The sequence below is a fragment of the Cryobacterium sp. Y57 genome, assembly GCF_002929505.1.
GTDB lineage: Bacteria > Actinomycetota > Actinomycetes > Actinomycetales > Microbacteriaceae > Cryobacterium.
This window is the reverse complement of sequence record NZ_PJJL01000070.1, coordinates 96,826-109,800: the sequence shown is the minus strand read 5'-3', so window position 1 is coordinate 109,800 and position 12,975 is coordinate 96,826. Positions and strand designations below refer to the sequence as shown.

Here is a 12,975-nt window from a genome sequence, read left to right as displayed (position 1 = left end):
GATCGTGGGTTCCCTCACGTATGACCGTGTCGTCGTGGAATTCGAAGACCGCATGCTGGCACACCTGCAGCTCGTGATCATTCAAAAGCTGCGCCGCGGCGAGAGCTTTCTGCTGTCCTGGCGGGACGCCGCTGTGGTCGGTGACGGTCGCAGTTCAGTCTGGCTGCACCCGGCGATTCCGCTGTACTTCAAGTTCGCCGGTGGCCACGCACCGACCATCAATCCGAAGTGGGTTGCCCAGCTGACTCGTTCGGCCAACAGCGCGCAAGGACTGGTCGTCACCGCCGAAGAAAGCGCCGCCGTCGACACCGACGCGGCGGCCAAGATCGAACCGTCCCTCGGCATTCGAGTGGCCGCACAAACCCGCGCAACCAAAGCCAGCGTCAGCGAACGCTGAGTATTCAGCGCGGAACGACGGCGAAGCGACGTAGTGCGAGGGCCGGATTGATCGCCCGTATGGCGGCGACCCGTCCTGGCGCCAGGAATGCGACGGCGACATCCGCGCTTTCACCAAGACTGACCAGGGCAACGCCCATCGGGTCGATGATCAAGCTCGTTCCGACGCCGATTGGCGGTGTGTGGTCGGCCGCGGCCAGAAAGACGGTGTTCTCCAGAGCCCGGGCCGTGAGCAGGGTGCGCCAGTGGTGTTCTTTGAGCGGGCCTCGCACCCACTCAGACGGCACGAGCACGAGGGTAGCCCCAGCATCGACGAGCCGACGTGTGACCTCGGGAAAACGCACGTCGTAGCAGGTTTGCAGGGCCACTCGCAGCCCGCCCACGTCAAAGATCTCTGGATCGGTCACTGTGCCCGGCAGTACCCACTGTGATTCGCGAGCGCCGAATGCGTCGTAGAGGTGCAGTTTGCGGTAGGTCGCCACGAGGCGTCCGGTTGGGTCGACGGCGACGAGGGTGTTGGAAAACCGGGCCGGGTCTGCGGTCGTTTCGAGCATGCCAGCGACAATATGAACGCTTAGCTCCGCGGCGAGCGCGGCCAATGCCGTGACGAATTCTCCATCGAGTGGTTCGGCTGCCGCCACAAACGACGGCCCGAGTTTCGGCTCGAAGAAGGCGGAGTACTCGGGAAAAACCACGAGGTGGGCGCCGCGCCCAGCGGCCGTGGTAGCAAGCTGTCGCAGCACGGCGCGATTGTGCGCCCGATCAGGCCCCGGCGCGAACTGGGCGACAGCCACGCCGACCATGCTCGCTTCGGCGGTGCTGGCGTGATCACGTGCGGTGCCTGGAGTCATGGCGAAAGCCTAGCCGTTGGCTCGATACCGGCTCTTCTGCCGAGGCCGACCAGTGAAGGGATTGGACTTGGCAGGCAACTCGGGGGGTTTCAAAGGCTTTCGTTAACAATTGCTGGGTAGGTTCATAGGGTGACTTCCGTTCTCGCTTCGCACCTCACGGCATCCCCGCTACCCGGACGATTCCTGAGGGTGCGGCGTTCACCCGGCTGGTCGGCAGGCCTCGTAGGCCTCATAGCCTGTCTAATCTCGTTCGCCTGGTCCTGGCAGCCGTCGTATTGGGGCGATGAGGCTGCGAGCATTATGTCGGCTGAACGATCGCTGCCCTCGCTGTTCGGCATGCTCGACAACGTGGATGCCGTGCACGGCATGTATTACCTGTTCCTACACGGCTGGATCGATCTCTTTGGCACTTCAGAGCTCTCCACCCGGCTGCCGAGTGCGATCGCGATCGGTGTTGCCGCGTCGGGGACTGTCGTTCTGGCTCGGTTCTTCATGGGGCCGCGGGTGGCCATCGGCGGCGGCCTGGTCTTCGCTCTGATTCCCCGGGTCACCTATATGGGCTCCGAAGCGCGATCCACCGCTATCGCGACGGCCATCGGGGTCTGGCTCACCGTGCTCCTCGTGCACGCGGTGCGCAGCGAAGGCGCGCGTCGAAGCCACCAGATCCTGCTGTGGGGCGGATATTCCCTGCTGCTCGCGCTCGGCATCTACGTCTTTCTATTTCTGGCTTTGCTGCTGCCAGTGCACGCGGTAACGGTTCTAGTGCTAGCGCGACGGCATCTTCTAAGGCGCAGCGCCGCCGCCTGGATGGGCGCGAGCGCACTCGGGCTGCTGCTGGCCGCCCCGATATTTCTGGCGGGTTCCGCGCAGCGGGAACAGATCGCCTTCATCGGCCGACGGCCACAGGTGACGGTCTCAGAGGCCGCGGTGATGCAGTGGTTCGACACTGTCCCGGTGGCAATCGTGGCCTGGGCGCTCATCCTCGGGGCAGTGCTCGCGGTGTTCCTGCGCGGTCCCGTTGCCCATCGGTCCACCGGATTACCCGGACGCGCCGGACTGGCAATTTTTGTGGCATGGATGGTGATACCCAGTGCCATCCTGCTCATCGGCACCCAACTGGTACCGATGTATTCGTTGCGCTACCTGTCGCTCTGTGCCCCGGCGGTGGGCATCGTGATTGCCATCGGTGTTGCAGCGCTCGCCAACAACTGGTTGCGGGCAGCGAGCATGCTGGCACTGGTGGTCGTGATCGTGCCTGCCTACGCCGCGCAACGCGGTGACTTCGGCAAGAACGAGGGCAGCGACTGGCGTCAGGCCGCCGACATCATCGCCAGCGAAGCGACGCCCGGTGATGGCGTTGTCTTCGACCAGAGCGTGCGACCGTCACGCCTGCCGCGGCTGGCCATGCATCTCTACCCCGAAGCCTTCGCCGGCCTGCATGATGTGACCCTCACCCGGCCATACGACGCGACGACCTGGCTGTGGGACGAGGTCGAACCACTGACCGACGCGCTGCCGGCCGTAACGACCCTCGACCGCGTCTGGCTCCTGCAATACTCGGGGAGTGGAGATTCGAAAAGAGAAACGGATGTCCGCACGCTCACCCTTCAAGGATTCCACGTCGCCCAGTCGACACTGGTAAACCGCACCCGCATCATTGAAATGACGAGGTAACGTCGTGCCGACCAACTCTGTGCCCACCACCCTGGTCCTCGTACCGACCTACAACGAGGCAGAAAATATTGCCTCAATCGTAGATCGACTGCGTTGCAGCGTGCCCGACGTGCACATCCTGGTCGTCGATGATTCGTCCCCCGACGGCACCGGCGCACTCGCCGACGGCCTGGCGGCCCGGGATCCGAGCGTTCACGTGCTGCACCGCACCGAAAAGACCGGGCTCGGTGCAGCGTATCTCGACGGCTTCGGCTGGGGTCTTTCCCGCGGTTATACCCAACTGGTGCAAATCGATGCCGACGGCTCCCACCTGCCAGAGCAGCTCACGAGACTGCTGGCGGCGGCCGACACGGCCGACGTCGTGATAGGGTCACGCTGGGTGCCCGACGGGGCCATCGAGAATTGGCCCTGGCACCGGCGTGCGCTCTCCCGCGGAGGGTCGTTCTATTCCCGGTTGTTGCTGCGGCTGCCGCAACGAGACGCTACCGGTGGCTACCGGGTTTACTCGGCCCAGGCCCTCGAACGGATGGACCTTTCCAGCGTGGACAGCCTCGGCTACTGCTTTCAGATCGAAATGCTGCTGCACGCCGTGCGGGCCGACCTGCGCGTGGTCGAGGTGCCGATCACATTCGTCGAGCGGGTACGGGGAGCGTCGAAGATGAGTCCACGCATCGCCGTGGAGGCGATGGCCCGCGTCACACTGTGGGGCGTGATGGGTATGGGTATCAGCCGCACTGGCGCACGCGAGGCCGCTGCGGCCGCACGTCAAAACTGAATTTCACTTATTTCGGTGTTTGAGTCGATTTGACTATATGATAATCCCAGCAGTTAAAGTCAATCCGACCTTTACGACGGGATCCCCGTGCTGGAGCATCATCTGACCGAGCAGAGCCCGCTCGAGCATGGAAGTGCCCGGGCAACCCTGGCCGTCTCAACGGTAATCTTCGCCCTACGCCGGGACGACACGTCGGGACGCAAGACTTTATGGCTGCCCCTCGTGCGCCGCACGCGCGAACCGCACCTCGGCCTCTGGGCGCTGCCCGGCGGCTGGCTGCCGGCCGACGAGGAACTCGCGGCGGCCGCCGCCCGCACCCTGCGTGAGACGACCGATCTCTCGCCGCGGTACCTCGAGCAGTTGTACACCTTCGGTGACATGGACCGCTCCCCCGGGCTGCGCGTGGTCTCCGTCGTCTACTGGGCGCTCGTGCGTTCCGAAGTCGCGGAGCGGGCATCCGTTGGAGAGAACGTGCGCTGGTTCGCCGCGGACAGACTTCCTCTACTCGCCTTCGACCACAACCGCATCGTGGAATACGCGCTCTGGCGGCTACGCACCAAGGTGGAATATGCCCGCATCGCCCACGCATTCCTCGGCGACACCTTCACCCTCGCCCAACTGCGCGGGGTACACGAAGCCGTGCTGCAGAAAGCACTCGACCCGGCCAATTTTCGCCGGTCGATCGAGGCGAGCGGCAGCCTGATCAGCACCGACCAACATGTGGCCGGGGCGCGGCATCGCCCAGCTCGGCTCTACCGCTACGACGATCGGGCCGCCGCGCACGATCCACCCGGACCGACTGTCTGACCCACTGTGTCGCACTTTCCAGCCCACCACTTTCAAGGAGCACGGCCATGAATATTCCCTCGGTCGAGACCACCATCCGTCTCATCAGCACCGGCACAATCGCCGGCAGCACGTGCAGCACCGACCTGGCGACGCCTCCGTGGGAGTTCGACGCCGGCACGCTCGGCTACGGACCCGGTTCGTCGATGGGCGACGTGATACCGGCCGGGTCGCCCCGTCAGGGCGCGCTGCCGGAGCGCTACCGCACTGCCTCACCGGAGGAACTCAGCGCGCGTATCATCGAAGCCAAAAACGTGCTCGGCGATTCGGTGGTCATCCTCGGTCACTTCTATCAGCGCGATGAGGTGCTGCGCCACGCGGATTTCGTCGGCGATTCCTTTCAGCTGGCCCAGGCCACGCAGAGCCGTCCCGACGCCGCTGCGATCGTGTTCTGTGGCGTGCACTTCATGGCAGAAACCGCCGATCTGCTCTCCGGCGGCGACCAGGCCGTGATTCTGCCCAACCTCGCCGCCGGCTGTTCCATGGCCGACATGGCCGACATCGACTCCGTCACCGAGTGCTGGGAGCAGCTCGAGGAACTCTACGGCACAGCTCCGGATGCTTCGGGCCGAGTTCCGGTGATCCCCGTCACCTACATGAACTCCTCCGCGGCGCTCAAAGGTTTTTGCGGCGAGCACGGCGGCATCGTCTGCACCTCCTCGAACGCCCAGGCCGTGCTCGAGTGGGCATTCGAACGTGGCCAGCGGGTTCTGTTCTTTCCCGACCAGCACCTCGGCCGCAACACCGCCAAGGCCATGGGCGTTCCGCTTAAGCAGATGCCGATGTGGAACCCGACCAAGCCCCTCGGCGGCAACACGGCTGCCCAACTCGATGACGCCCGGGTCGTGCTCTGGCACGGCTTCTGCAGCGTGCACCGCCGCTTCACCGTGCCGCAGATTCAGGCCGCCCGCGCTGAACACCCGGGCGTGCAGGTCATCGTGCACCCGGAATGCCCGATGGAGGTCGTTGATGCCGCCGACGCGGCCGGATCCACCGACTTCATCGCCAAGACGATCGCCGCCGCTCCGGCCGGCACGACCTTTGCGATCGGAACCGAGATCAACCTCGTGAACCGTCTCGCCGCCGAGCATCCCGAGCATCAGATCTTCTGCCTCGACCCGGTGATCTGCCCCTGCTCGACCATGTACCGCGTCCACGCCGGCTACCTGGCCTGGGTGCTCGAGGCACTTGTCGGCGGTGGCGAAGCGCCAGGTCAGGTTCTCAACCAGATCACGGTCTCGGCCGATGTTGCCGGTCACGCCCGGCTGGCCCTCGAGCGCATGCTCGCAGCCCGGCCACCGGTTCTGGTCGGCGCCTGAGATGGCGTCGATCCTCGTCATCGGCAGCGGCCTCGGTGGCTTGCTGGCCGCGGTGCGCGCAGCGGATGCCGGACACCACGTGATCCTCGTCACCAAGTCGGTACTGCCGGAGAGCAATACCCGCTACGCGCAGGGTGGCATTGCCGCTGCCCTGTTTCGGGACGACTCGGTCGACGCGCACGTGCTCGATACCCTGCGCGCCGGTGCCGGACTGTGTGAGCCGGCCGCAGTACGGGTGCTCTGCGAAGAAGGTCCGGCCCGGGTGCGCGACCTCATCCGCTTCGGCGTGGACTTCGACCGGGACGAGTCGGGCGTGGCCCGCGGACTGGAAGCGGCACACTCACGCTCGCGGGTCGTGCACGCCGGCGGCGACGCGACCGGGGCCGCCGTCGAGGCTGCCCTCGTGGCGACCGTGCGACGCCGGGCCTCGATCGACGTGCGCGAACATACGATGCTCGTCGACCTGTTGGTCGAGGGCGGCGTCGTGGGAGGCGCCCGCGTGCTCGGCCCGGACAACATGCAGCGAACCATCGACGCCGACGCCGTGATCCTCGCCACCGGCGGTGCCGGAGCCCTTTATACCCACACCACCAACCCCTCGGTCGCGACCGGTGATGGGGTAGCGGCGGCGTACCGTGCCGGCGCAGACGTCGCCGATCTGGAGTTCTACCAGTTTCACCCGACCGCCCTGGCTGCGCCCGGCACCCCGCTCGTGTCCGAGGCGGTGCGGGGTGAAGGCGCCGTTCTGCGCAGTCTCCTCGCCGATCGCTTCATGCTCGCCGAACACCCCGACGCCGAACTCGCGCCACGCGATGTCGTCGCCCGTGCCATCGCCCGCCAGATGGAACGACAGGGCGGCGCCCCGGTATTGCTCGACGCGACCGCGCTCGGACGCGAGCTGCTCGAAACCCGGTTCCCCACCATCACGACAGCCTGCCGGACGGCAGGTCTCGACTGGGCGATCGAGGCCATCCCGGTGGCGCCAGCCGCGCACTACTGGATGGGCGGTGTCGCAACGGATACCTGGGCCCGCACCAGCCTGCCCGGGCTCTTCGCCGTCGGCGAGGTCGCTCGCACCGGAGCGCACGGCGCCAACCGGCTCGCCTCCAATTCTTTGCTCGAAGCGGCGGTTTTCGCCGACCGTGCAGTGCGCGCGCTCGGCCAGCCGTGGCCGGTCGGCGCGACCCACACCACAATGCGCCCCCATCCGCCGGTTGAATTCTCGACCAGCTCGATTCATGGCCTCTCCGACGAGACCGCCATAAAATTACCGTCGGCTGACGCCAGCACGCTGGTTGATCGCCCCGCGCTCCAACAGCTCCTCTGGGACGTCGCCGGGGTGCACCGTTCGGGTGGCGGCCTGGCTACCGCCACCGCCATCCTCGCCGAGTGGACCGCACCGGAACACACCAGCACCTCGGTCGCTGCCCTCGAAGACCGCAACCTGCTCGGTCTCGGCCGGCTGCTCGTGGCCGCCGCCCTGGCCCGCGAAGAGTCCCGCGGCGCGCACTACCGCTCGGACTTTCCCGAACCCCGGCCCGAACTGGCCCACTCAGTCTCGCAAGCACGACACGTACAACCACTCCCACTCGTTGCAGCCCAGGAGGCCATCGCATGCTGACCGACCATTCCATCACCATTGTTGTGCAGGCCGCCCTCGACGAGGACGCCCCGTGGGGCGATCTCACTTCGGCCGTGCTCATTCCCGAAGACGCCGTCGCGACGGCCCGGCTCGAAGCGCGCGAACCGGGCGTGTTCAGCGGAGGCTCCGTGTTCGCCGCCGCCTTCGCCCTGACCGACGCCCGCATCGAGGTACGCCGGTTCGTCGCCGACGGCGACCCGTTTGATGCGGGTGCAACGCTCGCCGAGGTGACCGGCCCAGCCCGCGGCATCCTGCAGGCGGAGCGCATCGGCCTGAACTTCGTGCAGCGGATGAGCGGAATCGCCACCCTGACCGCCCGGTACGTGGCCGAGACGGCTGGCACCCAGGCCCGCATCGTGGACACCCGCAAGACCACCCCCGGACTGCGCGCCCTGGAGCGGCAGGCCGTGCGCGATGGCGGCGGCCACAACCATCGGTTCAGCCTCTCCGACACCGTCATGGCCAAGGACAACCACCTCGCCGTGCTCGCGGCCGGGCCACTCGGCCTGACCGAGGCGCTGCTGGCCGTGCGCGCCCGCCTCTCGCACACCACCCACTTCGAGGTGGAGGTCGACCGCCTCGACCAGATCGAAGACGTGATCGCCGCGGGCATCGACACGATCATGCTCGACAATTTCAGCCCCGACGACCTGCTCGCGGGCGTCACTCAGGTCGCCGGGCGTGCGATCGTCGAGGCCAGCGGCGGTGTGTCGCTGGCGAGTGTGCGCGAGATCGCGGCATCCGGTGTCGATGTCATCTCGGTGGGAGCGCTCACGCACAGCGTGCACTCTCTCGACCTCGGCCTCGATATCGCCATTCGGGTGAACACGCCGGCCGGGTTCGCGCTTTAGACCCATGATCTACCTGGACAACGCCGCGACGACCCCGGTGCGCCGCGAAGCACTCGAGGCCCTGTGGCCGCATCTGACCGGCAGTTTCGGCAACCCGTCGAGCCACCATCAGGTCGGCGAAGCTGCGGCGGCCGCACTGCTGGAGGCACGGAGCAGCGTGGCGCAGTCGCTGGGGTGTCGTCCCGGCGAGGTCGTGTTCACGAGCGGCGGCACCGAGAGCGACAACCTCGCAATCAAAGGTATAGCTCTGGGCACCCCGCGCGGCCGCCACGTGGTCACCACCGCGATCGAGCACGAAGCCGTATTGGAATCCTGCGACTACCTGCACCGCCTGCACAGTTTCGAGATCACACTGCTGCCGGTGGATGCCGCCGGCCGCGTCGACCCCGCTGGCCTGGCCCGCGCGCTTCGGCCCGACACGACCCTGGTCTCCGTGCACTATGCCAACAATGAGGTCGGCACGGTGCAGCCCCTGGTCGAGCTGGCCGCTGTGGCTCACGCCGCTGGTGTTTCGTTCCACACCGATGCGGTGCAAGCCGGCGGCTGGCTCGACCTCGATGTGACGAGGCTCGGCGTGGATGCGCTGAGCCTGTCCGGCCACAAACTCGGCGCTCCCCCCGGCATCGGTGCCGTCTTTTTGCGCGGGCGTCTGGCAATCGAACCGCTGGTGCATGGTGGCGGGCAGGAACGCGGCAAACGCAGCGGTACCGAGAACGTCGCCGGGGCGGTGGCTCTGGCCATGGCGCTACGCCTGGCCGTCGCGGAACGCGCTCTGGCCGCCAGCCGAACCGACGCTCTGCGCGATGAATTTATCGCCACCGTGCTGGGCGAGACCCCATCGGCCCGCCTCACCGGACACCGCACCGAACGTCTGCCGGGCACCGCGTCGTTCGTGTTTCCGGGCACGAGCGGCGAGGCGGTGCTGCTCGAGCTCGAACAACGCGGCATCGTCTGTTCGAGTGGGTCCGCCTGCGCGGCCGGAAGCAGCGAACCGTCGCACGTGCTCACGGCGATGGGCTTGTCGGCCGACGTGGCTCAGACGGCGGTGCGGTTCACGCTGGGCGCTGGTACGACGGCGGCGGATGCGGCCGCGGCCGCGGCATCCGTTCGTGCTGCTGTCGCCGCGGTGGCCCGGCTCGGTGCCTGAACTAAATTTATTCTCCTGCCGGTAGTAGCGCTGACAGTCATTTTCAGTGCGCGCCCCACCACGGCGCTTGCCTTCGTCACCCTGAACAAGCAGGGTTGGTTGACGCGCGACGCTGACACCGTCGGACGTAAGGGCCAAACGGCTCGTACACTCATCACCGAATCGGCGCGCTGCTGCTGGCGACGTTGGTGCTCCTAACCCTCGTCGCGCTTGGCGTTCACGCACTCACCGCGATCGTTCAGACCCGACGAAATGGAACTCTCTCCGTGAAACAGCTGCTCACTACTCGACCCTGGCTGGCCTTGGGGGCCGCCTTCCTGAGCGGAGCCTTGGTTATCGGGCTCGTCTGGGTGTCGGTTGCCGGGGCGCAGGGCGGGGCTACCTCCCCCGGTCCGACGTCGACCCCAGGCGCGTCCTCCGCTCCAACCTCCGCTCCGTCTTCCGCTCCGACCTCGACACCCACCGCCTCCGCGCGACCACGTACCGACGCCCGCTGCGCCCGCGCCACAACCGAGGTTGCATCCGCTGACGAATTGACCTCGGCACTCATCGATGCCGCTCCCGGCGACCTGATCGTGCTGGCCCCCGGAAACTACCAGGGCAACTTCGTCGCGTCGACCTCGGGCACCGTCGACGAGCCGATCACTCTGTGCGGCGGATCCGACAGCGTTCTTGACGGCGGTGATCCCATGGACGGCTACGTCTTGCACCTTGACGGTGCCCAGTACTGGAACCTGCTGGGCTTTTCCGTCACCAACGGGCAGAAAGGGGTGATGGCCGACGGGACCGTCGGATCCACCTTCCGCGGCCTGACCGTGTCGACGATCGGCGACGAGGCCATCCATCTGCGACGGTTCAGCACCGACAATCTGGTGCTGGACAATACCGTGTTCGACACGGGGCTGCGCAAACCGAAATTCGGCGAAGGGGTTTATATCGGCACCGCCGAGAGTAATTGGTGCAAGATCAGCGGATGCCTGCCGGATCGCAGCGATCGCAATACCGTGACCGGTAATACTTTCTCGCAGACCACAGCGGAGGGCGTCGATGTGAAGGAGGGCACGAGCAACGGAATCGTCAGCAAGAACACATTCGACGGGTCATCTCTCCGGGAAGCAGACTCGTGGGTCGACGTCAAGGGCAACGGCTGGGTCGTCGACTCCAACTTGGGAACGAATTCGTTGCGGGATGGTTTTCAGACCCACGAGATCATCGAGGGCTGGGGCAAAGACAATATCTTTCGCAACAACTCCGCCGCTGTGAACGGGCCGGGCTTCGGTTATTCACTCACTCCCGAGCTGACCAATCGCGTCGAGTGCAGTAACACCGCGACCGGTGCCGCCGAAGGCGTTTCGAACGTGGCGTGCCAGACCCCCTGACGGCGAGAGCATGACCCGACATCGTCATGACAGAAGGCTATCCTCAGCGGCGAATTGCCCGTCTGGTCCGCTGGAGAACGAGGGCAGTCCCACGCTGCACCTGCGCCGGTGCGTCCAGCCGACGCCGTGCCCGTCGCCGTCCTGAAGAACTAGCTCCCCGAAGACGTCATCTGAGGTCGTACCGCACCCGACATATTTACAAGAATTCTTTTCAAGCCGGTGTGAGCAGGTCATGACATCTCCCGGCTTGACGGGATGCCGCGAAATCTGAGCACATTGACATGCCCATCCCGCCGCACCTAGCCTGCACATGGCTATTCATCCCCATCGGGATGCGGCCATCCCCCAATCGCGCCAGCGCGCGTGCACACTCGCCTCAAAGAAGAGAGATCCACCGTGACGGCTACCATCCCACAAATTCGCACAGAAAAGGGGCTCGCGCGTGTGGCCCAGTCTCTCGCAGGTTGGACTCAGAAATGGTTTCCGGATGCGTACATTTTCGCCCTGGTCGGTGTACTCCTCGTCGCCGTCGCCGCCCTGGCTAATGGTTCAAGCCCGCAGATCATCGTCGATTCTTTCGGCAACGGCTTTTGGGACCTGACGGCGTTCACCCTGCAAATGGCTATGGTCGTCTTGACCGGGTACGTCGTGGCGACATCCCGACCGGTGGCTCGGCTGATCGATACGCTTGCGGCTGTGCCCCAGTCAGCCGCAACGGCGGTGAGCTTTGTCGCGTTCCTGTCCATGTCCGTTTCTTTTGTCAATTGGGGCCTGAGCCTGGTCTTCGGCGGCTTGTTGGCGCGAGCCATTGCCCGCCGAACCGATCTTCGTGTGGACTACCGAGCGCTCGGGGCCGCTGCATTCATGGGCCTGGGAGCAGTCTGGGCACTGGGCATGTCATCATCTGCTGCACAACTTCAAGCCACGGCAACGTCCCTGCCGCCGGCCCTTCTGCAGGTCACCGGCGTACTCGACTTCGGCACGACGATTTTCACCTGGCAGTCGCTCACCATGTGCGCGATCATCATTGCCCTGACCGTACTGATCGCGCATTTCTCCGCTCCGCGTGGCGACGCCATTCGAACAGCACAGGATCTTGGCGTGGACCTCAATGACGAGCCGGAGCCGGCAGCGCCACGCTCACGACCCGGCGAATGGCTCGAGTACAGCCGCATCCTTCCCATCCTGATCGCGCTCTTGACGCTGGGTTGGCTCGTCTCGCAGTTCGTGACGAGTCCCGTCTTGTCGGTGGTCAGCAGTCTGAATGGGTACCTTCTGGTTTTCCTGATGCTCGGGCTCGTGCTCCACGGAACACCGCGCAAGTTTCTGCAGGCTGTGTCCAAGGCCGTTCCTGCCACTGCCGGAATCTTGGTTCAGTTTCCGCTCTACGCGGCCATGGCAGCAATTCTGACCCGGGCAGTCGGAAATGGGGGCATGACCGTCTCGGAGCACCTGGCCGAATTCTTTACCAGCGTGGGCGGAGGCGGCGGCTTCACAGTGATTGTCGCGCTGTACACGGTCATCCTGGGAATCTTCGTGCCTTCGGGCGGTGGTAAATGGTTGGTGGAAGCACCGTATGTCATGCAATCGGCCACCGATGTTCAGATGAACCTGGGCTGGACGGTGCAGGTGTACAACGTGGCCGAAGCATTGCCCAACCTCATCAACCCGTTCTTCATGCTGCCCCTGCTCGCGGTCCTTGGCCTCAAAGCACGAGATCTCGTGGGATTCACGTTCCTGCAGTTCATGTTCCACCTGCCGGTGGTATTGCTTCTGGTCTGGCTGCTTGGACGAACCTTCGAGTTCGTGGCACCGGTCATCCCCTAGGCGCCGGCGAGATGAGCGAGGAGAATTCCTGATCGGCTCCTCGTTGCCTGACTGAATTCGGGCACGAAAAAGCCCCCGGAACCAGGGGTTCCGGGGGCATCTGTTGCGGGGGCAGGATTTGAACCTACGACCTCTGGGTTATGAGCCCAGCGAGCTACCGAACTGCTCCACCCCGCGCTACAAAATCAAATTTAGCACACCCTCAAAGCGCGGTTGACCACTTTGGGTTGGTATCGCAAAAAACTACTGAAATTTTGCCTTATCTGGT

At 65.3% G+C, this 12,975-nt stretch carries 11 protein-coding genes and 1 tRNA gene; 10 read left to right on the top strand and 2 right to left on the bottom strand.

Translation table 11 applies throughout. The features are described from left to right. Positions 1 to 4: 4 nt before the first annotated feature. Positions 5 to 397, top strand: a complete 393-nt coding sequence (locus tag CXY72_RS13280) for an ATP-dependent DNA ligase (protein ID WP_233197827.1) — start codon at positions 5 to 7, stop codon at positions 395 to 397. Between the two features lie 4 nt (positions 398 to 401). Here the strand turns inward: CXY72_RS13280 and CXY72_RS13275 are convergent, their stop codons facing one another. After that, positions 402 to 1,247 carry a carbon-nitrogen hydrolase family protein gene (locus CXY72_RS13275; RefSeq protein ID WP_233197826.1) on the bottom strand — a complete coding sequence of 282 codons (846 nt, stop codon included), beginning with the start codon at positions 1,245 to 1,247 and terminating at the stop codon, positions 402 to 404. 129 nt (positions 1,248 to 1,376) lie between these two features. Between CXY72_RS13275 and CXY72_RS13270 the strand changes: the two genes are divergently transcribed. From CXY72_RS13270 to CXY72_RS13230, 9 genes are all read left to right on the top strand, one after another. Beyond that, a complete protein-coding gene (locus CXY72_RS13270; RefSeq protein ID WP_146071178.1) occupies positions 1,377 to 2,921 on the top strand; it encodes a glycosyltransferase family 39 protein in 1,545 nt (514 codons plus the stop codon). A 4-nt stretch (positions 2,922 to 2,925) separates the two neighbouring features. Then, entirely contained in the window at positions 2,926 to 3,696 is a 771-nt protein-coding gene (locus tag CXY72_RS13265; protein WP_233197825.1) for a polyprenol monophosphomannose synthase, read from the top strand. An 87-nt stretch (positions 3,697 to 3,783) separates the two neighbouring features. Then, complete coding sequence (locus tag CXY72_RS13260) at positions 3,784 to 4,503, top strand: NUDIX domain-containing protein (protein ID WP_233197824.1); 720 nt, start codon at positions 3,784 to 3,786, stop codon at positions 4,501 to 4,503. 47 nt (positions 4,504 to 4,550) lie between these two features. Beyond that, positions 4,551 to 5,861 (top strand): quinolinate synthase NadA, encoded by a 1,311-nt coding sequence (gene nadA / locus CXY72_RS13255; protein WP_104128145.1) that lies wholly within the window; start codon positions 4,551 to 4,553, stop codon positions 5,859 to 5,861. 1 nt (position 5,862) lies between these two features. Further along, on the top strand, positions 5,863 to 7,482 hold the full coding sequence (nadB, locus tag CXY72_RS13250) for an L-aspartate oxidase (protein ID WP_104128144.1): 1,620 nt from the start codon (positions 5,863 to 5,865) through the stop codon (positions 7,480 to 7,482). After that, positions 7,476 to 8,354 carry a carboxylating nicotinate-nucleotide diphosphorylase gene (gene nadC / locus CXY72_RS13245; protein WP_104128143.1) on the top strand — a complete coding sequence of 293 codons (879 nt, stop codon included), beginning with the start codon at positions 7,476 to 7,478 and terminating at the stop codon, positions 8,352 to 8,354. The genes nadB and nadC overlap by 7 nt, the downstream gene beginning before the upstream one ends. Before the next feature lie 4 nt (positions 8,355 to 8,358). Then, entirely contained in the window at positions 8,359 to 9,501 is a 1,143-nt protein-coding gene (locus CXY72_RS13240; protein WP_104128142.1) for a cysteine desulfurase family protein, read from the top strand. A gap of 266 nt (positions 9,502 to 9,767) precedes the next feature. Next, positions 9,768 to 10,880 (top strand): right-handed parallel beta-helix repeat-containing protein, encoded by a 1,113-nt coding sequence (locus tag CXY72_RS13235; RefSeq protein ID WP_233197823.1) that lies wholly within the window; start codon positions 9,768 to 9,770, stop codon positions 10,878 to 10,880. A gap of 444 nt (positions 10,881 to 11,324) precedes the next feature. Further along, positions 11,325 to 12,707 carry a short-chain fatty acid transporter gene (locus CXY72_RS13230; RefSeq protein ID WP_233197822.1) on the top strand — a complete coding sequence of 461 codons (1,383 nt, stop codon included), beginning with the start codon at positions 11,325 to 11,327 and terminating at the stop codon, positions 12,705 to 12,707. Positions 12,708 to 12,810: 103 nt separating this feature from the next. Here CXY72_RS13230 and CXY72_RS13225 read toward each other — a convergent pair. Further along, a tRNA-Met gene (locus CXY72_RS13225) sits at positions 12,811 to 12,884 on the bottom strand. Positions 12,885 to 12,975: the final 91 nt, after the last annotated feature.